Raw genomic sequence first — 18580 nt, 5'->3', positions numbered from 1 at the left:
AGACAGGTAGGTTCGGAGCGTGAGCGAGAAGACCCACCACGACAAGTTGCCCATTCGGATGCTGCACGACCGCGTGCTGGTGCGGCAGGACACCAGTGAGGGCGAGCGGCGTTCCGGCGGCGGCATCCTGATCCCCGCGACCGCGGCCGTCGGGCGGCGGCTGGCCTGGGCCGAGGTGGTCGCGGTCGGGCAGAACGTGCGGACCGTGGAGCCGGGCGACCGGGTGCTGTACGACCCTGAGGACCGGGCCGAGGTCGAGGTGCGGGGCGTGGCGTACGTCCTGATGCGCGAGCGCGATCTGCACGCCGTGGCCGCGGACCGCTTCGAGGGCTCCGAGGACTCGACCGGGCTCTATCTCTGAGGCTTGCCGGGGCTCTATCTCTGGGGCTCGGCATCTCTGAGGCTTGCCGGGGCTCTATCTCTGGGGCTCGGCATCACTGAGGACTCGGCGGGGCGCTATCTCTGAGGGCTCGCCTGGGCTCCATCTCCGGGGGCTCGGCCGGGTTCCGTCTCCGAGGGCTCGGCCGGGCGCCGTCTCCAGGACTCGGCCGGGTGCCCTCTCTGGAGCACGGGTTCTGTCTCTGACCTGGCTCTGACTCCGACGTAGCGAGCCGCCGACCGTGTCACGGTCGGCGGCTCGTCAGCTCTCAGTCCTGCCCCGGAGGTGTGGCCTGGACCTGCGGGCCACCAGTGTCGGCGCCGTCCGTCGTACCGCCCGGTCCGCCCTGTGTGCCACCTGCGGTCGGTGCCTGGGGCCGGATTTCTCCGGTGCCGCCCTGGGGCTGGCGGGGGCTCTGGGGCCGGGCTCCTCCGGTCAGCCCCGGGGTCTGTTCCTGCGGGGCACCCTGCGGCGCGCCCTGGGTCGGTGCCTGGGTGCGGCCCGCGGTCTGGCCCGGTTTCGGCGGGGTGGTGCCCTTCTTCTGGCCCTTCTTGTCTCCCTGTTTGTCTCCCGGCTTCTTGCTCGGCTTGGCGCCCGGCTTCTGGCCCGGCGCGCCAGGGAGCCCCTCGTGGCGCCGGTACCACTCCTCCTCGGCCCACTCCTCGAACGGGTCGGGTTCGTCGGCGCCCTCGGCCAGTTCCAGCTCGAAGTCCTGGACGTCCTTCCCGACCAGCGCCGCCTCCGTGTACTGGGCCCAGACCCGCGCCGGATAGCCGCCGCCGCTGACGCGCGGCAGGCCGAGCGCACCGTGCAGGGACGTGTGTTCGCCCGTGACCGGGTTCTGGCCCATGACGACGACGACCGTGGCGAGATCCGGTGTGTAGCCCGCGAACCATGCCGCGGTGTCGTGCTCCGCGGTGCCCGTCTTGCCGGCGGCGGGGCGTCCGGCGGCCTGGGCGGCGGAGCCGGTGCCGTCCTCGACGACGCTCTGCAGCATCCACGTCGTCGTGTCGGCGGATGCGCGGCTGACGGCCTGCCGTGTCTGCTGCCGGGGCAGGCTGATGGACTCGCCCTGCCTGGTGACCTTCTCGACCAGTGTGGCCCCGCCGTATCTGCCGTGGTTGGCGAGGGTCGCGTACGCCTGTGCCATGTCGAGGACGCTGGCGGTGGCAGTGCCCAGCGCGATGGACGGCGAGGCGCTCAGGTCGGGGGTGTTCTCGGGGATGCCGAGGCGGATGGCGGTCGACTTCACGTGGTCGGGACCGACGTCGGCGGCCATCTGGGCGTAGACGGCGTTGACGGAGTCGTCGGTGGCGTCGCGCACGGTGATGGGGCCGTAGTCCTCCTTGTCCTCGTTCTGGGGCGCGTAGGGGGTGCCCGGCCAGCCCTCCACACGGCGCCCGCTGTCGCCGTCGTAGATCGTGTTCGGTGTGATGGTGCGGCCGTCCTGCGTCATGGACTGGTTCTCGACGGCCGCCGTGAACACGAAGGGCTTGAACGTCGAACCGACCTGGTAGTCGCGGCGCGTCGCGTTGTTGACGTACTGCTGGGTGTAGTCGATGCCGCCGTACATCGCGATGACCTTGCCGGTGTCGGGGTCGACGGACGCGCCGCCCACGCGGACGTTGCGGTCCGCGGGCCGGGCGTCCTTCTTCACCTGGGACATCACCTGGTCGTCCACGGCGTTGACGAAGGCCTGCTGCTCCTTCTTCTCGATCGTGGTGGTGATCCGGAAGCCGCCGACGGACTCCAGGGCCTCCTCGTCGAGGACCTTGTGGCTGATGAGGTACTCCTTGACCGCCTGCACGATGTAGCCGCGCTGCCCGGACATCCCGGCGGCGGGCTTGGCCTCGCGGGGGACGGGGAAGCGCATGGCGGCGCGCTCGGCGGGGGTGAGCCAGTTCTCCTTGACCATGCCGTCCAGGACGTAGTTCCAGCGGGCGACGGCCCTGGTCATGTTCTGGGGGTGGGCCACGACGTCGTAGGCGCTCGGCGCGTTGAGGAGGGTCGCGAGGTAGGCGCCCTGCGCGGTGTCGAGGTGCTCCACGTCGACGCCGTAGTAGGCCTGGGCGGCGGCCTGGATGCCGTAGGCGTTGCGGCCGAAGTAACTGGTGTTCAGATAGCCCTCGAGGATCTGGTCCTTGCTCGCCTCGTTGTCGAGTTTGATCGAGATGAAGAACTCCTTGAACTTCCGGGTGACCGTCTGTTCCTGGCCCAGGTAGTAGTTCTTGACGTACTGCTGGGTGATGGTCGAGCCGGACTGCTTGCCCTTGCCGATGAGGGTGTTCCAGGCACCGCGGATCATCGCCGCGGGATCGACCGCGGGCTCGGAGTAGAAGTCCCGGTCCTCGGCGGCGAGAACGGCGTGCTGCACGGTCTTGGGGATGCTCGCGAGCGTCACGTTCTCGCGGTTGACCTCGCCGTCTCGGGCGAGCTGGGAGCCGTCGGAGTACAGATAGACGTTGCTCTGCGCGACCGCGGCGGCGTTGGCGGGCGGGATGTGGACGAGCAGGTAGCCGGCGAGGAAGCCGCCGATGCAGAGCAGTGCCAGGCCGAGGAAGCCACCGAGGACCGTGCGCCAGGTGGGGACGGCCCGGCGCCAGCCGGTGCGCGGCGGCCGCTTGGGGCCGTGGGGCTTCGGGGGGCCTTCGCGATGCTTGCCGGGGTGGCCCGTTGCGGGTCCGATCCGGGCCGTGGCGCCGCCCAGAACCAGGGCCGCGCCGCTGCCCGCGGCGGCCGGGCCCGCGGCGGGGGCCTTGGGCGTTGCCGGCCCGGCGTCGCGCGGCGCCCAGCCTCCCTTGCTCTGCTGCGGCTCGTCGCTCATTTTCTGCCGTACTCCCGTTTCACGTCGTACGCCCCCTTGCATACTCCTTTGCACACTTTCGCATCATGAGTTCCACGCCGAGGTGTGGCGCGTACCGCGCGCCGTAATCAAGTGGCAGACACGCGCGTATTGCCCTTAGGCTCTTGCGCTTTGGCCCGGAACACCCGGAACGGGCTGGTCGGAGACCGGTCTACCGCCGGACGGGCACGGCGCTCGGGGGAGGTTCTTCGTGGGGCAGGGGCGGTTGTACGCGGCTGTCGCGGTGAGCGGTTTCCGGCGGCACGCGACGTACCGAGTGGCCACGGCTGCAGGGGTGTTCACCAATACCGTCTTCGGTTTCATCCTGGCGTACACCTACATCGCGCTCTGGGACGAGCGGCCGGGACTCGGCGGGTACGACCAGGCGCAGGCCCTCACTTATGTGTGGCTGTGTCAGGGGCTGCATGCGACGGTGGCCGCGATGGGCCGTGGCATGGAGGTGGAGCTGATCGGGCGGATCCGTACGGGCGACATCGCCGTCGATCTGTACCGGCCGGCCGATCTGCAGACGTGGTGGCTGGCGGGCGATGTGGGGCGGGCCGTGTTCCATCTGCTCGGCCGGGGCTTCGTGCCGATGGCGTTCGGTGCGCTCCTGTTCGAACTGGCGGTTCCGTCGGATCCGCTGACGTGGCTGGCCTTCCTGGTCGCCGTGGCGCTCGGAGTGGTCGTCAGTTTCGCGATCCGCTATCTGGTGGCGCTGTCCGCGTTCTGGCTGATGGACGGCGCGGGAGCGGCACAGATGTCGGCGCTGGCCGGGGTCTTCTTCTCGGGGCTGCTGCTGCCGCTGAACGTCTTTCCGGGCGCGCTCGGCGAGATCGCGCGTGCGCTTCCGTGGTCGGCGCTGCTGCAGATGCCCGCCGATGTCTTCCTGGGCGAGCGCACGGGCGTCGGCCTGCTGGAGACGTACGCGTTCCAGGGGGCATGGGCGGTGGCGCTGCTCGCTGCCGGGCGTCTGGTGCAGTCGGCGGCGACGAGGCGGGTGGTGGTGCAGGGTGGGTGAGGTTGCTGCCGGGGCGGACGAGCTGCGTACGAACGGCGTGGGTCCGGTGACGGGCGGAATCCGCGGCCAGGCCGGTTCGCGGCTCATGGACGGGCTGCGCGCCTACCGGATGATCGCCGCGATGTGGATCCGCTCCACGATGGCGTACCGCGCGTCGTTCGCCATGACGGTGGTCACGGACTTCGCGGTGACCGCGCTGGACTTCGCCGCGATCCTGATGATGTTCTCGCAGGTCGACGTGCTCGGCGGCTACACGCTGCCCGAGGTCGCCCTCCTCTACGGCACGGCGGGCATCGCCCTCGGCCTTGCCGACCTGGCACTGGGGTCGATCGAGCAGCTGGGAGAGCGGGTGCGGGACGGCACGCTGGACACGCTGCTGGTGCGTCCGGCGCCGGTGCTCGCGCAGATCGCCGCGGACCGCTTCGCGCTGCGTCGCCTCGGCCGGCTCACGCAGGGGCTGCTGGTCCTCGGGTACGCGCTGGTCGTCCTCGACATCGCCTGGACGCCGCTGAAGGTGCTGCTGATTCCGCTGATGGTGCTGAGCGGGGCCGCCATCTTCGCGGCCGTGTTCGTGGCGGGTGCGGCCTTCCAGTTCGTCGCGCAGGACGCCTCCCAGGTGCAGAACTCCTTCACGTACGGCGGAAACACGCTCCTGCGGTACCCGCCGACCGTCTTCTCCAAGGAACTGCTGCGCGGCGTCACCTTCGTCATGCCGCTGGCCTTCGTCAACTGGCTGCCCGCGCTGTATGTGCTGGGGCGGCCCTATCCGCTGGATCTGCCGCAGTGGCTGGCGTTCGCGTCGCCGCTGGTGGCCGCCGCGTGCTGCGCGCTGGCCGGGGCGGCATGGCGCGTGGGACTTCGTTCGTACCGGAGCACGGGGAGTTGAGCCGTGAACGACAGCAGTGACGTGAGAGACGAGGAGTTCATCCGCCTCGACGGTGTCGAGAAGGTGTTCGACGTGCGCCGCAGAACCGGCTTCCTGCGCCGCGAGAAACACCAGGTCCGCGCCGTCGACTCGATCTCCTTCACGGTGGCGCGCGGCGAGATGGTCGGCTACATCGGGCCGAACGGCGCCGGAAAGTCGACGACGATCAAGATGCTGACCGGGATCCTCACGCCCAGCGGCGGCCGCCTGCGCGTCGCGGGCATCGACCCCTCGCGGGAGCGCACGAGGCTGGCGCAGCGGATCGGCGTCGTGTTCGGGCAGCGCACCACGTTGTGGTGGGACCTGCCGCTCATCGACTCGTACCGGCTGATGCACCGCATGTACCGCATCCCCGATGCCCGCTACCGCGCCAACCTCGACCGCTGCGTCGAACTCCTCGAGATGGGCGAGCTGTTGGAGGTCCCCGTACGGCAGCTGTCACTCGGGCAGCGCATGCGCGGCGACATCGCGGCCGCCCTGCTCCACGACCCGGACGTGCTCTACCTCGACGAGCCGACCATCGGTCTGGACGTGGTCAGCAAGGCGAAAGTACGGGAGTTCCTACGCGAGTTGAACGCCGAGCGGGGCACGACCGTGCTCCTCACCACCCATGATCTGACCGACATCGAGCAGCTGTGCCGGCGCGTGATGGTCATCGACCACGGGCGGCTGATGTACGACGGTGCGCTGACCGGGCTGCACGAGGTGGGGGAGAGCGAGCGGACGCTGGTCGTCGATCTGGAGCGCGAGCTGCCGCCGATCGACATCGGCCCGTCCGCGCGCGTGGTGAGGATCGAGGGCCCGCGGCAGTGGCTGGCGTTCCCCGCATCCGAGTCGGCGGCTCCGCTGGTGGCGCGGATCGCGGCGGATTATCCACTGGTGGACCTGTCCGTGCGCGAGCCCGACATCGAGACGGTCATCGCAAAGATGTACGCAACTGGGGGCGACCTCGTGCAACCGCAGGCAGGGAACTCGTAGGCTGCTCCATATGACGGACGCTGTGCCTTCTCCGGGGGCTACCCCAGGACCTCAGGACCCTGACCTGCGAGCCTCTGACGCCGACCGTGAGCGGGTCGCCGAACACCTCAGGGACGCGCTGGCCGAGGGCCGGCTCGACATGGCGGAGTTCGAGGAGCGGCTGGAGGCCACCTACAACGCCCGTACGTACGGGGAGTTGGTGCCCCTCACGCGCGACCTTCCGACGGGCGCGGTGGCGGTGCCCCTCACCAAGACGCCTGCGGAGACGGGTGACTGGGCCTCGAGGATCGGCGGCGAGGGCACGTCCTCGTGGGCCGTGGCGATCATGGCGGGGTTCCAGCGCAAGGGGCACTGGACCGTGCCGCGGCGCTTCACGTCGTTCGCGTTCTGGGGCGGCGGCGAGATCGATCTGCGCGAGGCGCGGTTCGCGGAGCGCGAGGTCGTGATCAACTGCATCGCGATCATGGGCGGTATGAACGTCATCGTGCCGCCGGGGGTCGAGGTCGTCGTACGCGGCATTGGCATCATGGGCGGCTTCGACCACCGCGAGGAGGGCGTGCGGGGCGAGCCCGGCGCACCGCGCGTCATCGTGACGGGCCTCGCCTTCTGGGGCGGCGTCGGTGTCGAACGAAAGATCACCCGCGCCGAGAAACAGCGCCTCAAGGAGGAACGCCGCCGCGAGAAGCTGGAGCGGAAGGCGGCGCGGCGGGAGGAGTTGGGGGACTAAGACCGACCGGCAAATGGGGGGCGGCGTCGCGGGGCTGGGCACGCACATCTGCGGCGTTGTCGTCAGTCAACAACGCTCCGCGTTGCCTCCCTCCTCCGCCTTGCAGCTGCACGCACCCAGCCCCGCTCCTTCTCCCACCCCCCATTTGCCGGTCGGTCTAAGCGGTGCTCAGCGGTGCCGGGCGGCGTCAGTGCGCCGGTTCGGATGCATCGCCTTCCCGTCAGTGAGGTTGTTGCCCCAAAGGGACGCGTCGTCGCTCTTGAGGCTGGGGACCCCGCCGTAGGTGCCGCCGTCCGCGGTCACCAGCGGGGCGGAGAGCTGGTCCTCCAGCAGACCGTCGCGGACCTTGGTGATCGTGCTGTCGTGGTCGGTCTTGCCGGGCTTGAACGTCTTGCCTTCGATCGCCGCCTTCAGGTAATAGAGGGCGTACTCGGCGTAGAGCTCGACGGGCTGGGAGACCGTGGCGTCGATCTTGCCCTCGCCGATGTCCTTGAGCTCTTGGGGGATGCCGTCGTTGGAGACCACGAACACATGCCTCTTGTCCTCCGGGCCGAACAGCAGACCCTGCTGGTTGAGCACCTGCAGGGTGCCGGAGAGGGCGAAGCTGGCCTGCATGTAGACGCCCTTGATGTCCGGGTGGGCGGTGAGAGCCGCCTGCAGCTTCTGCCGCGCGACCGTCCTGTCCCAGTTGGTCGCCTCGCCGAAGACCTTGATCTTGGGATAGTTCTTCTTCATGCAGTCGTTGAACCCCTCGGTGCGGTCCCGGCCGTTGATCGAGGCAAGGTCGCCCTCGAGCATGACGACCTTGCCCTCACCGCCGAGCTTCGTACCGAGGAACCGGCAGGACTTCTCGCCGAAGGCGCGGTTGTCGGCGCGTACGACCATGTAGACCTTGCCGGTGTCGGGACGGGTGTCCACGGTGACCACGGGGATCTTCAGCGCGGCCATCTGCTGGAGGGTGGGCGCGATCGCGGCGGTGTCCTGCGGGGCCATCGCGACGCCCTTCACTCCGTGGCTGATGAACGTCTGGGCGTTGGCGGCGAGTTTGGCGGCGTCGTTCTGCGAGTTGGTGGTCTTGAGCTCCAGGCCGAGCTCCTTGGCGAACTGCGGGGTGTACTTGATGTACGACTGCCAGAAGTCGGTGTCGGAACGGGGGTAGTCCACGCCCACCACCAAGGCACCGTCCGCGTCGGTCATCGGGTCGGCACCGGAGCCGCCGCAGGCGCTGAGCGCGGTGACGGCGAGGGCGGTGACGACGCCCAGACAGGAAAATCCAAGGCGTCTGGTCTTCACGGCTGGTTCTCCTTGCGGACGGTTTCGCGCGGGAGCGTCAGGCGCGGGGCGGCTCCTCAGACCGGCGAGCTCCGACGCGCTCATGCGGTTGCCTCCGTGTTCCACACTAGGCCTGTCCTGCGGATCATGGGCGGAGCCATAAGCCGATCGCGGCGACAGTGACGGTGCCGTGGAAGACGTAGGCGCGTTTGATGCCCCCACGCGCCTGGACCATGCACCCCTGGGGCGAACACCCCGCACGCCCACCATGCCCGCCGCCAATCTGCGCGAGCTCTAAAGCTCTGCCGGGGCCGAGCCCTTCAGATGGGACAGGTTGAACGTCTCCGCCATCCGGCGGTACCCCGCGTCGCTCGGGTGGAGGTGGTCCCCCGAGTCGTAGTCGGGCCGCAGCATGCGCGGGTTGTACGGGTCGCGCAGTGCCTTGTCGAAGTCCACGACCTCATCGAACACATTGCCCGAGCGGATCTGCGCGTTGACGGCCTGGCGGACGTTCTCCAGGCCGGGCAGGTACCCGCGATGGCCCTGGAACGGCATCAGCGTCGCGCCGATGACGCGCAGCCCCCGGCTGTGCGCCTGCCGGGTCAGCTCACGCAGCCCGTCCGTGATCTTGTCGGGGTCGGTCTGGTGCGGGGTGCGCAGGATGTCGTTGACGCCGAGCGCGATGACGACGGCCTTGACGCCCGTGCGGCTGAGCACGTCGCGGTCGAACCGCGCCAGCCCGCTCGGGTTGATGGCGGGCCGCGTGCCCTTGGGCCGCCCCAGTCCGTCGGTGAGGATGCGGTTGCCGCTGATGCCCTCGTTGACGACGCTGTAGCGCGGCGCGCCCGACTCGTCACGGAGCCGGTCCGCGAGGACGTCGGTCCACCGGCGGTTGGCCCCGACCGTGGACGTGACCCCGTCGGTGAGCGAGTCGCCGATCACGACGACGGTGCCCGTCGACTCGTTGCTGAGCACGTCCAGCGCGGTCAGGTACCGCCAGTACGGGCTCTGCTCGGTGTACGCGGCGCCGCTCACGTCCTCGGTACGGTCGCCCTTCGCGACGTACGAGATCTGGCGGGCCTGCGGGTGGTACGTGACCGGGCCTGACGGCGTCGGCGAGTACGTCGTGATGAGCATGTCCGCGTCGTGCGGCACCTCCATGCGTACCGCGTCGCTGACCACCTGCTGTCCCGCCGCGATCACCACCGAGGTGCTGCCGGAGAACGTCAGCCGCCGCAGCGTGCCGGCCGCGGCCGTCGCGTTGCTGGGCGCGGCCGCCACGGCGATGGAGGCGTGCGTGATGGTGAGGGGCTGCTGCCCGAACAGGTTCGACAGCGTGATGCGGGCACTGGTCCCGCCGACGCTGGTGTGGACGACGTTGCGGACGGAGTGGCCCGCGAGCCCCTCCTGCTCCGTGCCGGGCTCGGCGGCCGCGGGCGAGGTGGCCCAGGAGCCGACCCAGGTGCCGGCGGAGGCCGGAGCCGCGGAGTTCTGGGGATTACGGGGGCCCGCCAGGGTGTCCTGGGAGCCGGTGCCGGCGCGCGAGACGCCGAGATATATGGCGGCCGAGACCACCACAACCACCGCGACGATCGCGGCGAGCAAGGCATAACCATGACGCTTGGTCATGCGGTGCGTTTCTCCTCGGGCAAAGGGAGCCCGAGGCTCCGATCTTGGTGTCCCCATGATGCGGCATGGGGTTGAGGGAAGCAGACGGCACCCCCCGGCCTCTCAGACGCCGGGAACTCATGGAGCGTTCCGGGAGTCGGTCAGTAGTAGGCGTGAGGTGAAGGGGCGTGCGTCACAGGGGCGCGTCTTTCGCGCCTCGACGGCGTGCAGGACAGGGCGGGGACGGCCGGCACGAGGGGGAGAAGGGCGCAGGAGGGAGCAGGAAGGGACAATGCGTACGGGGGACGGCGACGACGGCGAGAGGTCGAACGGGCCGGTGGATCGGATGGAACATACGAAAACGGATGAAGCGGGCGTAGGCGTGGACATGGGGCAGCATGCCCGTGACGGCGGACCGTCACACGAGGTGTCCCCCGAAGGGTTCACCTACAGTGCCGCCGACGAGGAGAAGCAGCGCGGCGTGCGCCGTATGAAGGCCACCGCGAGCGGCCTTCTGCTGCTCGTCGCGGTCATCTACGTCCTCGCCAAGTGGGCGCAGAGCTCCGGCGCCGGCCCGTGGACCGGCTATGTCGCCGCGGCCGCGGAGGCCGGCATGGTCGGTGCCCTGGCCGACTGGTTCGCGGTCACCGCACTCTTCCGCCACCCCCTGGGCATCCCCATCCCGCACACCGCGATCATCCCCACCAAGAAGGACCAGCTGGGCGTCACGCTCGGCGAGTTCGTCGGCGACAACTTCCTGTCCAAGGACGTCGTACGAAAACGGCTGCGCGCCGTCGGCATCGGCAGCCGCCTCGGCAGCTGGCTCGCCGAGCCCGAGCACGCGGACCGCGTCACCGCGGAGATGGCCGCGGCGCTGCGCGGCGCCCTGACCGTTCTGCGCGACTCCGACGTCCAGGCCGTGGTCGGCGAGGCGATCAACCGGCGGGCCGACGTCCAGGAGATCGCGCCCGGCCTGGGCAAGATGCTGGAGAAGATCGTCGCCGACGGCGGCCACAAACGGGTCGTCGACCTGGTGACCGTACGCGCCCACGACTGGCTCGTGGAGCACGCCGACTCCGTGATGGACGCGGTGCAGGGCGGGGCTCCCGGCTGGACCCCGCGGTTCGTCGACAAGAAGGTCGGCGAGCGGGTCTACAAGGAGCTGGTGCGCTTCGTCGCCGAGATGCGCGACATGCCCGAGCACCCGGCGCGCGCCGCCGTCGACCGCTTCCTCGCCGACTTCGCCGGCGACCTGCAGTCCGACACGGACACGCGGGCCCGCGTGGAGTACCTCAAGCGGGAGGTCCTCGGTCGCGGCGAGGTCCAGGACCTCATCGCGTCCGCCTGGTCCGCCGTCCGCTCCATGATCGTGGCCGCGGCCGAGGACGAGCGCAGCGAGCTGCGCCTGCGGGTGCGGGCATCCCTGCTCTCGCTCGGCGCCCGGCTGGCGGTCGACGGCCGCCTGCAGAACAAGGTCGACGGCTGGATCGAGGGCGCCGCGGTGTACGTGGTCACGACCTACCGCGACGAGATCACGTCCCTCATCACCGACACGGTCGCCGGCTGGGACGCCGAGCAGACCACGAAGAAGATCGAGGCCCACATCGGCCGTGACCTGCAGTTCATCCGGATCAACGGCACGGTGGTGGGTTCGCTGGCGGGGTTGTTGATCTATACGGTTTCGCGGGTGTTCGGGGCGTAGGCGTTGGGGCGCAGCCCCGGTACCGATGAGGCGGGCGGGCTTGGGCGTCTTGATCCTCCCGTGCTCGCCGCGGGCGCCGAGGTACGAGGTTCGAGGTGCGTCGGGGTGTTTCGGCCTACGAGGCGCGCCGGTCGGCGATCGCCCACGACGCGAGGGCCACGCCACCCGCGACGGAGAACACGGCGGGCCAGGCGCCCATCTTCTTGGCAAGCGGATGCGACCCGGCGAAGGCGGCGACGTACGTGGCGGTGAGCGCCCCGGCGGCCTTGCCCCCGGCCTCCCGCCGCCACTGCTGCGCGGCCGCAGCCCCGGCCACGGCGAGCACGGCCCCGCCGAGCTGACGCTTCTTGGTCCACCGGGCGACGCCGTAGCCGCCGATGAGCCCACTCGCCGCCACGACCGCGGACGGTACCTTCTGTACCTTCGCCATGACCTGTCTCCCTGCTCGTCGGTCTGCTTCTGCAGGCTAACGCGGGGTGAGGGGGCTGTTCGGAAGGGGGGCGCGGACGATGGAGCACGTCACAGACGAGGGGGTCCGGCTCGCGTACCGGGACCGTGACGGTCGCGGCGGCCAGGGATGCCTGAGCGGCCCGGGCAGCGGGGGCGGCACCGGCAGCCCGCCGCCGGTCCTCCTCCTGCACGGCCTGGCCGGGCACATGGGGGAGTGGGACGCGCTCACGGAGCTGCTCCTCGCCGACGGCCACCGGGTGGTCGCGTACGACGCCCGAGGCCACGGAGCGAGCACGCGTCGCCCATCGGACATTACGCGCGCGGCATGCGTACGGGACGCGGTGGCCGTGATCCGCGCACTCGACCTCGCCCCGGTCACCCTGTTGGGCCAGTCCCTGGGCGGCCATACGGCCATGCTCACCGCGGCCGCGCGCCCGGAGCTGGTCCGCGCCCTGATCCTGGTGGAGGCGGGCCCGGACGGCCCGAACCCGGACCTCCCGGCGCAGATAGGCGGCTGGCTGGACAGCTGGCCGACCCCGTTCAAGTCCCTCGCCGGGGCTGAGAACTTCTTCGGCAGCGAGGCCTGGGCCAGGGGCCTGGACGAGCGCCCCGACGGCTGGCACGCGCGCGTGGACCGCGACGTCATGGTCTCGGCGGTCGCCGAGCTCGCCACGCACGCGTACTGGGACCAGTGGGCGCGGGTCCGCTGCCCGACCCTCGTCGTACGGGGCGCGAACGGCACGATGCCGGAGGGGGAGACGACCGAAATGCGAGCGCGCCGCCCGGGAACGACGCAGCTCGCGGTCATCCCGGACGCGGGCCACGACGTACATCTGGACCAGCCGGCGCGGCTGCACGCGACGGCTACGGCATTCCTGGCCGGTGTTGAAGGCGTAGCGGCAACAGACGGTGCATGAAGGAGTGGCAGTGGGCGGAAACGTGGAGACAGCGGCGCTGGCGCAGGTCGTGCCGACGGCACAAGGAGTGGACGAGCAGATCGATTGGAGTGAGCTCAAGGAGATCTGGGGGACCCGGTTTCCGGCCGACTACGTCGCCTTCATGGAGACGTACGGGGCAGGGCAGCTCAGCGAGGAAATCGTCATACTGCTGCCGGTTCCGCGCCCCGATGCCTATTCCGACGGGACCGGCCTACGGAACGAGACCCTGAACGCCCGCGGCTCCTGGAAGATGCTCGGCGGCAGAGCGGGCACGGCCCTCGACGTGGACCCCGACTCCATCCTGGCCTGGGGCGTCACCAGCGGCGCCGACATCTACGGCTGGCTGACCACGGACGAGGATCCCGACCGATGGCCCGTGCTGGTCTACGGGCGGCACACGGATCCGACCTTCCAGATCCACCCTTTCGGCATGGCGGAGTTCCTGCGCAGACTGCTCACCGATGAGGAATTCCAGGAGGAGACGATCAGCGTCGTCCTTCCGCAAGAACACCGCTTCATCAACTGGCGCCAACAAAAACGGTGGTTGGATGCGGACCTGGACCCCTCCACGGGGGAGCCCTGGTAATCAGCGGCTCATGCCGCCGCACGGTCAGCGACCGGGCGCGCCCTGGCCCAAGCCTTGAAGGAAGGCCCGCCAGGCCGGGGCCCGGACGGCGACGACCGGGCCGGCCGCCTGCTTGGAGTCGCGTATGAGGGTGCGGTCCACGGTGTGCGCGCACTCGACGCATTCGTTACCACTGCCACCGCTGTATGACGACTTGAACCAGTCGCGTTCCTGCTGCGTGGGCATCAGAACTCCTTGGCTATGCGGCGGATGAGCTCCGCGGAAGATTCAAGATCAAGGGCCTGTGCGCGAAGGTACTGGAACGCGAGCCTATAGCACTCCAATTCCTTCGGCTTCTCCATGAAGAGGCCTCCGCCCAGAACGTCGACGTACACCACGTCCAGTTCGGCGGCCGGGCCGCCAAGGATGACGAAGCTTCCGACGGCCGCCGCGTGAGCACCCGTGGCGAACGGGAGGACCTGGACAGTGACGTGCGGCAGCTCGGCGACAGCAAGCAGATGCCTCAGCTGCTCATGCATGACCTCGCGCCCGCCAACGAGCCGCCGCAGTGCAGCTTCGTCGATCACAGCCCAGATGTGTGGAGGCCCTTCGCGCTGGAGGAGTTCCTGGCGCTTCATGCGGATGTCGACCATGTGCTGCACCTCCGATTCCGGGCAGCGCATCTCGGAGGCGCGATGGACCGCCTCCGCGTAGGCACGGGTCTGAAGAAGGCCCGGGACATACATGGAGGCGTAGTGGTCTTCTCGGACGGCTTCGTCCTCAAGCGTGAGCATGAGGTTCATGGAGTCGGGGATGGGGTCGGCCAGTGACCGCCACCACCCTTGGATCTTTGCGCCCTTCGCGAGCTCGACGAGGGCGGCACGCTCCTCGTCCGAGGCGCCGTACTCACGACAAAGGGCGTCGACGGAGGGCCACTTGACGGATCCCTCCTTGGTCTCGTAGCGGCTCAGCGTCGCTTTGGAGATGCCGACGCGCGCGCCGGCCTCCTCCAGGGTCAGTCCTTTGCGTTCCCGGAGGCGGCGCAGGTCGGCGCCCAGTTGGCGCCTGCGCGTCGTTGGTCCAACAGTCATGTCGAAGACCCTTCGTGGCGATCTATCAGATCGTGAGGGGTGCCGGGGTGGCGCGGCAAGGTGGTGCACGCCTGGGGCGCGTGGGCCCTGACCATGCACCCGTCGACCCTCGATGAGAGTTCCATTTCGAGAGTTCCAATGCAACTCTAAGTATGGAGCCGGTCGCACAGTGCAATCCGGCGTACAGGTCGCGTAGATGGAGGGCTCGTGGACCGCGTCACTGCGTGCATGTCGAGGAAGCCGTGGGAACTGGCCTTCACGGCCGCACCCGAGGCCGTGTCGGCCCTGCGCCGCATCATGCGCACGCACCTGGGTCTCTGGGGTCTCCACGAGGCAGTGGACGCCGCCCAGCTCTGCGTAAGCGAACTAGTCTCCAACGTCATCACGCACGTCGGCCTCGGCACCCCGGCGATCCTCGCCGTCTCCATGAGCGGCACCTACGTACGGATCGAGGTGCATGACCCCGACACCCGAGCCCTGCCGACGCTCCTCAATACGACCCTGGACTCCGAGTCAGGCCGAGGCATGGCGCTCGTCGACGCGGTGGCCGACCGCTGGGGTGTCCAACTCCGCGCTGACCGGAAGGTGACCTGGTGCGAACTGGCGACCGGGCTGTGCTCGCCCGACGGCCACAGCGGCGGCGCCCGCGTGACACGGGTCGAGGCGATGCTCAGCCTCTATGAAGCGGCAAAGCTGCCTCGCCCGGCGAGCCCCAACCGGAGCCCGCTGAGTGTGGTCGTAGCAGAGGCGACGGCGGTCGACGCAATCGCCGATCTACTCCACTGGCTACGGGCGCACGGCTGTGATCCGGACGAGGCATTGGATCGGGCGCAGATTCACTTCGAGGCGGAGTGCGGTGGCCGATCGAACTAGCCGGCGGCAATGGCCGAGTACGTCCACACGTCGGCCGGAATCTGGTGCTTGAGCTTCCATGTGATCGCCATCGGCTTGCTGCCCTTGTGCTCGACGTACTCGGCTGGGCCGAGCAGCATCCATGGCTGGGCTCCGCCGATATCGGTGCTCTTGTAGCGTCGTACGAAGAGCAGGACATGGCTGTCCTGAGCGACATGACGCTGGTAGCGCAGTCCGGTGGGTGAGGTGTCCGAGGTCTGGTTCTGGGACTCCCAGTGGAAAAGCGTCTCGCTCAACGCGTAGTCGCGATAGCGGGTCTGTGGCGAGAAGTCCTTCTCGTCTTTGTCCAGGGTGATAAGCAGGGCGTCGGTCCGGATCGACTCGCACCACTTCACGCCCTCGCGGAAGTCGCCCGGCATAAAGCCGCCGATGTACGACTGGCCGAGTGCCGGGAGAATCTCCTCGCGGCTGTAGGAAGCATGCACGGTCAGCGGGAGGCCGGCCTCGCCTCCGAGTCCGAGCAGAGGAATCGGGACGTGTTCTGTGTGGGCGAGGTTGTACTCCAGGACCTGACGCAGTTCGCTCCGCACAGCGTGTTGATTGCGCAAGGTCGCAAACCCGGCGTCGTAGTCCCCGAAGCCTTTACGGACGGAGCCCCCGAGCGGCCAGAGCTGGAAGAAGAGCATCCGGGCGTATGCCTGCCCCTGTTCGTCCAGTTCGCCGTATGCGGGAGCGTCGTCCTCCAGCATGCGGGTGTACGCCGCAACCCGCAGCGGGTCGTCCACGTGGAGGAAGGCGGGGACGCGCTTGAGCAGCGCGGCTTCGCCCTCCGGCGCCTCGCCCTTCAAGAGGCCGGAGCGCCGTAGCAGTCCGGTCCACGAGTTTCCGCTTCCCCGGTAGAGTTCTTTCAGTTCCCGACTGCTCTCGTGAAGATATCTGCTGAGCTTCGGCTCGGCATAGGCCGCGACTTCGCGTGCCAGGGCGGTGACGTTGACGCCGAGCTGATCCTTGATGTTGGCGATTACCGTGCTCTTGGCCTTCTCCTCGAGGATGATCTGGCAACCCGAGGGAAGCTGCGGAAAATCATGCTTGATGTTGTCGAGTAGCCGATTGCGCGTGAGGTTCGTCAGAGCTCGGAACTGGTTCTCGAAACGGAACTCCTTGCGGTGTTGCCCGATGAAGTCCAGCACCGTGAGAACCGCCTTGTTCTCGCTACGGCGCAGGCCTCGGCCGAGCTGTTGCAGAAATACTGTTGCGCTGGATGTCGGGCGTAGCAGGAGCAGTGTGTCAACGTCTGGGATATCGAGTCCCTCATTGAAGAGGTCCACAGAGAAGATCACTTGCAGCCCGCCGTTGTTGAGATCGAGCAGGGCCTGCTTGCGCTGTTCAGCCGGGGTTTCCCCGGACAGGGCCACGGCGTTCAGTCCGGCGGCGCGGAAATACTCGGCCATGAAGTGGGCGTGCGCGACCGAAACACAGAAGCCCAGTGCTCGCATCGTGCCCGGTTCGGCGATCTTCTCTTCCACGGCCTTCACTACCAGCCGGGCCCGTGCATCGTTGCCGGTCAGCACATTGCTCAGAGCAGTCGCGTCGTATGCCCCACGCTTCCACTCCACCGCGCTCAGGTCGGTGTTGTCACTGATGCCGAAGTAGTGGAAGGGGCTGAGGAGATCGTTCTCCAAGGCCTCCCACAGCCGCATCTCGGCGGCGATCCGGCCATCGAAGAATTCGTCCTGGATGTTCCTGCCGTCCATACGCTCGGGTGTCGCAGTGAGCCCGAGCAGTTCTGTGGGATGGAAGTGATCGAGGATCTTCCGATACGTCGGTGAAGTCCCGTGGTGGAACTCGTCGATCACGATCACGTCGAAGTGGTCCGGGTGAAGGCGGTCGAGGGCTCGTGCGTTGAGTGACTGCACGCTGGCGAACACATGTGTCCAGCGCTCCGGGATCTCCCCGCTATGCAGTGGCTCGCCGAAGTTCGCGTCCACCAACACGTCCTGATACGTCCGCATCGACTGCTGCAGAATCTCCCTGCGGTGTGCGACGAACAGCAACCGCAGGTCGCGACCATGCTTCTTGCGTAGTTGCTTGTAATCGAGCGCGGCCATTACCGTCTTTCCGGTCCCGGTCGCCGCTACGAGCAGATTCCGGTGCTGGTCATGGACGTCCCGCTCGACCTCAAGCCGCTCCAGCATGTCGCGCTGATGGGGATAGGGCCGTACCTCCAGCCCGGACAGCGAGATCCTGCGGTCCCCGGGCGACCCCGAGGACGTACCGCCCGCGATGGCCAGAGCCTCTTGCAGACGCTCCCCGTCAGCATCGGGGTCGTATGTCTCGAAGGCGGGATCGTTCCAATAGGCGTCGAAGGTCGCTTCGAACTTCCGTAGAACGTCGGGCGTTGCCACGGACGACAGCCGCACGTTCCATTCCAGGCCGTCCAGCAGAGCGGCCTTGGAGAGATTGGAGCTACCGACGTATGCCGTGTCGTATTCGCTGTCTCGCCGGAACAGCCACGCTTTGGCGTGGAGTCGAGTCGACCGCGTCTCGTAGTTCACTTTCACTTCGGCGTTGAACTCGTTCACGAGCCGGTCGAGCGCGCGCCGCTCGGTCGCCCCGATGTACGTCGTCGTGATGACTCGAATCGGTACCCCTCGCTCATGCGCCGCCTTGAGGGACTGCTCGATGATGCGCAGGCCATGCCACTTCACAAAGGCACAGAGCAGGTCCACGCGGTCGGCTGTGGCGAGCTCGGCCCGCAACTCGAAGCCGAGGCTCGGATCTTCCGGGGAGTTGGTGATGAGAGCGGTGTCGGAGAGCGGCGTCGCCGGTCGAACAGCGTAGACACCAGGGGCCTCTTGGCGGGTCAGCGCGAGGAGCTGACGCGGTCCGTCGGCCACCAGGTCCACCCATTCTCTGGCTCCCTCCAGAGTGCTGATGGAATCCAGAATGTGGTTCGCGGCATATACCCGCTCCTCGGCAGGAATGCCGTGCAGCACGCGCCGTACCGTGCCGGCCACATGCCGTGCCAGGACGTGAGGAACCGATTCGTCCCCGACTGAGCCACTCACCGGGCGCCATCCGTTTCCGGCCAGCTCCTTCAGCTGCTGCTCAAGGCGAACGGTGATGAGCTCCTCGTACAGCCCGGCCGACGGCGTCGGTGTGTCGCTGGCGATCTGAGGCATGGGCCCGCTTCCCGTGAACGCTTGGTGGAGGCAACGTTCTATCAGGGG

General features: G+C 68.5%; 16 protein-coding genes. 9 read left to right on the top strand and 7 right to left on the bottom strand.

Annotation, left to right across the window (positions count from 1 at the left end; all coding sequences use genetic code 11):
- Nucleotides 1–19: 19 nt before the first annotated feature.
- Nucleotides 20–361, top strand: coding sequence for a GroES family chaperonin (locus ACSMXV_RS16930; RefSeq protein WP_473178432.1), 342 nt, complete (start codon nucleotides 20–22; stop codon nucleotides 359–361).
- 286 nt (nucleotides 362–647) lie between these two features.
- Here ACSMXV_RS16930 and ACSMXV_RS16925 read toward each other — a convergent pair whose 3' ends face one another.
- Nucleotides 648–3203 carry a transglycosylase domain-containing protein gene (locus ACSMXV_RS16925; protein WP_473178431.1) on the bottom strand — a complete coding sequence of 852 codons (2556 nt, stop codon included), beginning with the start codon at nucleotides 3201–3203 and terminating at the stop codon, nucleotides 648–650.
- A gap of 229 nt (nucleotides 3204–3432) precedes the next feature.
- Between ACSMXV_RS16925 and ACSMXV_RS16920 the strand changes: the two genes are divergently transcribed.
- Genes ACSMXV_RS16920 through ACSMXV_RS16905 form a run of 4 tightly spaced genes read left to right on the top strand, consistent with a single transcriptional unit; the run spans nucleotide 3433 to nucleotide 6872 of the window.
- Nucleotides 3433–4242: an ABC transporter permease gene (locus tag ACSMXV_RS16920; protein ID WP_473178430.1), complete on the top strand. Its 810-nt coding sequence runs from the start codon at nucleotides 3433–3435 to the stop codon at nucleotides 4240–4242.
- Entirely contained in the window at nucleotides 4235–5128 is an 894-nt protein-coding gene (locus ACSMXV_RS16915) for an ABC transporter permease (protein WP_473178429.1), read from the top strand. The genes ACSMXV_RS16920 and ACSMXV_RS16915 overlap by 8 nt, the downstream gene beginning before the upstream one ends.
- A gap of 21 nt (nucleotides 5129–5149) precedes the next feature.
- The gene (locus ACSMXV_RS16910) at nucleotides 5150–6145 is read left to right on the top strand and encodes an ABC transporter ATP-binding protein (protein ID WP_473178971.1); all 996 of its coding nucleotides are present in this window, start codon (nucleotides 5150–5152) and stop codon (nucleotides 6143–6145) included.
- A gap of 10 nt (nucleotides 6146–6155) precedes the next feature.
- Nucleotides 6156–6872 carry a DUF1707 SHOCT-like domain-containing protein gene (locus tag ACSMXV_RS16905; RefSeq protein ID WP_473178428.1) on the top strand — a complete coding sequence of 239 codons (717 nt, stop codon included), beginning with the start codon at nucleotides 6156–6158 and terminating at the stop codon, nucleotides 6870–6872.
- Nucleotides 6873–7040: 168 nt separating this feature from the next.
- Here the strand turns inward: ACSMXV_RS16905 and ACSMXV_RS16900 are convergent, their stop codons facing one another.
- A complete protein-coding gene (locus tag ACSMXV_RS16900; protein ID WP_473178427.1) occupies nucleotides 7041–8165 on the bottom strand; it encodes a sugar ABC transporter substrate-binding protein in 1125 nt (374 codons plus the stop codon).
- A 273-nt stretch (nucleotides 8166–8438) separates the two neighbouring features.
- On the bottom strand, nucleotides 8439–9773 hold the full coding sequence (locus ACSMXV_RS16895; protein WP_473178426.1) for an SGNH/GDSL hydrolase family protein: 1335 nt from the start codon (nucleotides 9771–9773) through the stop codon (nucleotides 8439–8441).
- A gap of 367 nt (nucleotides 9774–10140) precedes the next feature.
- Between ACSMXV_RS16895 and ACSMXV_RS16890 the strand changes: the two genes are divergently transcribed.
- Complete coding sequence (locus ACSMXV_RS16890) at nucleotides 10141–11454, top strand: DUF445 domain-containing protein (RefSeq protein WP_473178425.1); 1314 nt, start codon at nucleotides 10141–10143, stop codon at nucleotides 11452–11454.
- 115 nt (nucleotides 11455–11569) lie between these two features.
- Here ACSMXV_RS16890 and ACSMXV_RS16885 read toward each other — a convergent pair whose 3' ends face one another.
- A complete protein-coding gene (locus ACSMXV_RS16885) occupies nucleotides 11570–11884 on the bottom strand; it encodes a hypothetical protein (RefSeq protein WP_473178424.1) in 315 nt (104 codons plus the stop codon).
- A 79-nt stretch (nucleotides 11885–11963) separates the two neighbouring features.
- Here ACSMXV_RS16885 and ACSMXV_RS16880 point away from each other — a divergent pair, with 79 nt between their 5' ends.
- Together ACSMXV_RS16880 and ACSMXV_RS16875 are read left to right on the top strand one after the other, a co-directional pair.
- Nucleotides 11964–12821, top strand: coding sequence for an alpha/beta fold hydrolase (locus tag ACSMXV_RS16880; protein ID WP_473178423.1), 858 nt, complete (start codon nucleotides 11964–11966; stop codon nucleotides 12819–12821).
- A 10-nt stretch (nucleotides 12822–12831) separates the two neighbouring features.
- Nucleotides 12832–13428, top strand: coding sequence for an SMI1/KNR4 family protein (locus ACSMXV_RS16875; protein ID WP_473178422.1), 597 nt, complete (start codon nucleotides 12832–12834; stop codon nucleotides 13426–13428).
- Between the two features lie 24 nt (nucleotides 13429–13452).
- Here ACSMXV_RS16875 and ACSMXV_RS16870 read toward each other — a convergent pair whose 3' ends face one another.
- Complete coding sequence (locus tag ACSMXV_RS16870) at nucleotides 13453–13653, bottom strand: DUF397 domain-containing protein (protein ID WP_473178421.1); 201 nt, start codon at nucleotides 13651–13653, stop codon at nucleotides 13453–13455.
- Nucleotides 13653–14498 carry a helix-turn-helix domain-containing protein gene (locus tag ACSMXV_RS16865; protein ID WP_473178420.1) on the bottom strand — a complete coding sequence of 282 codons (846 nt, stop codon included), beginning with the start codon at nucleotides 14496–14498 and terminating at the stop codon, nucleotides 13653–13655. The genes ACSMXV_RS16870 and ACSMXV_RS16865 overlap by 1 nt, the downstream gene beginning before the upstream one ends.
- 228 nt (nucleotides 14499–14726) lie before the next feature.
- Between ACSMXV_RS16865 and ACSMXV_RS16860 the strand changes: the two genes are divergently transcribed.
- Nucleotides 14727–15371 (top strand): ATP-binding protein, encoded by a 645-nt coding sequence (locus ACSMXV_RS16860; RefSeq protein ID WP_473178970.1) that lies wholly within the window; start codon nucleotides 14727–14729, stop codon nucleotides 15369–15371.
- On the opposite strand, the gene ACSMXV_RS16855 is transcribed toward ACSMXV_RS16860, so the two are convergent.
- Nucleotides 15368–18532 (bottom strand): DEAD/DEAH box helicase, encoded by a 3165-nt coding sequence (locus ACSMXV_RS16855; protein ID WP_473178419.1) that lies wholly within the window; start codon nucleotides 18530–18532, stop codon nucleotides 15368–15370. The two genes, ACSMXV_RS16860 and ACSMXV_RS16855, sit on opposite strands and share 4 nt — an antisense overlap.
- Between the last annotated feature and the right edge of the window lie 48 nt (nucleotides 18533–18580).

The organism is Streptomyces sp. DSM 42067 (genome assembly GCF_055792885.1).
This window is presented reverse-complemented; position numbering and strand designations above follow the sequence as displayed.

What these genes read in the sequence shown, in the direction of transcription:
- ACSMXV_RS16925 (WP_473178431.1), bottom strand. Translation starts at nt 3,203, where the DNA reads ATGAGCGACGAGCCGCAGCAGAGCAAGGGAGGCTGGGCGCCGCGCGAC.
- ACSMXV_RS16905 (WP_473178428.1), top strand. Translation starts at nt 6,156, where the DNA reads ATGACGGACGCTGTGCCTTCTCCGGGGGCTACCCCAGGACCTCAGGAC.
- ACSMXV_RS16895 (WP_473178426.1), bottom strand. Translation starts at nt 9,773, where the DNA reads ATGACCAAGCGTCATGGTTATGCCTTGCTCGCCGCGATCGTCGCGGTG.
- ACSMXV_RS16890 (WP_473178425.1), top strand. Translation starts at nt 10,141, where the DNA reads ATGGGGCAGCATGCCCGTGACGGCGGACCGTCACACGAGGTGTCCCCC.
- ACSMXV_RS16885 (WP_473178424.1), bottom strand. Translation starts at nt 11,884, where the DNA reads ATGGCGAAGGTACAGAAGGTACCGTCCGCGGTCGTGGCGGCGAGTGGG.
- ACSMXV_RS16880 (WP_473178423.1), top strand. Translation starts at nt 11,964, where the DNA reads ATGGAGCACGTCACAGACGAGGGGGTCCGGCTCGCGTACCGGGACCGT.
- ACSMXV_RS16870 (WP_473178421.1), bottom strand. Translation starts at nt 13,653, where the DNA reads ATGCCCACGCAGCAGGAACGCGACTGGTTCAAGTCGTCATACAGCGGT.
- ACSMXV_RS16865 (WP_473178420.1), bottom strand. Translation starts at nt 14,498, where the DNA reads ATGACTGTTGGACCAACGACGCGCAGGCGCCAACTGGGCGCCGACCTG.
- ACSMXV_RS16860 (WP_473178970.1), top strand. Translation starts at nt 14,727, where the DNA reads ATGTCGAGGAAGCCGTGGGAACTGGCCTTCACGGCCGCACCCGAGGCC.
- ACSMXV_RS16855 (WP_473178419.1), bottom strand. Translation starts at nt 18,532, where the DNA reads ATGCCTCAGATCGCCAGCGACACACCGACGCCGTCGGCCGGGCTGTAC.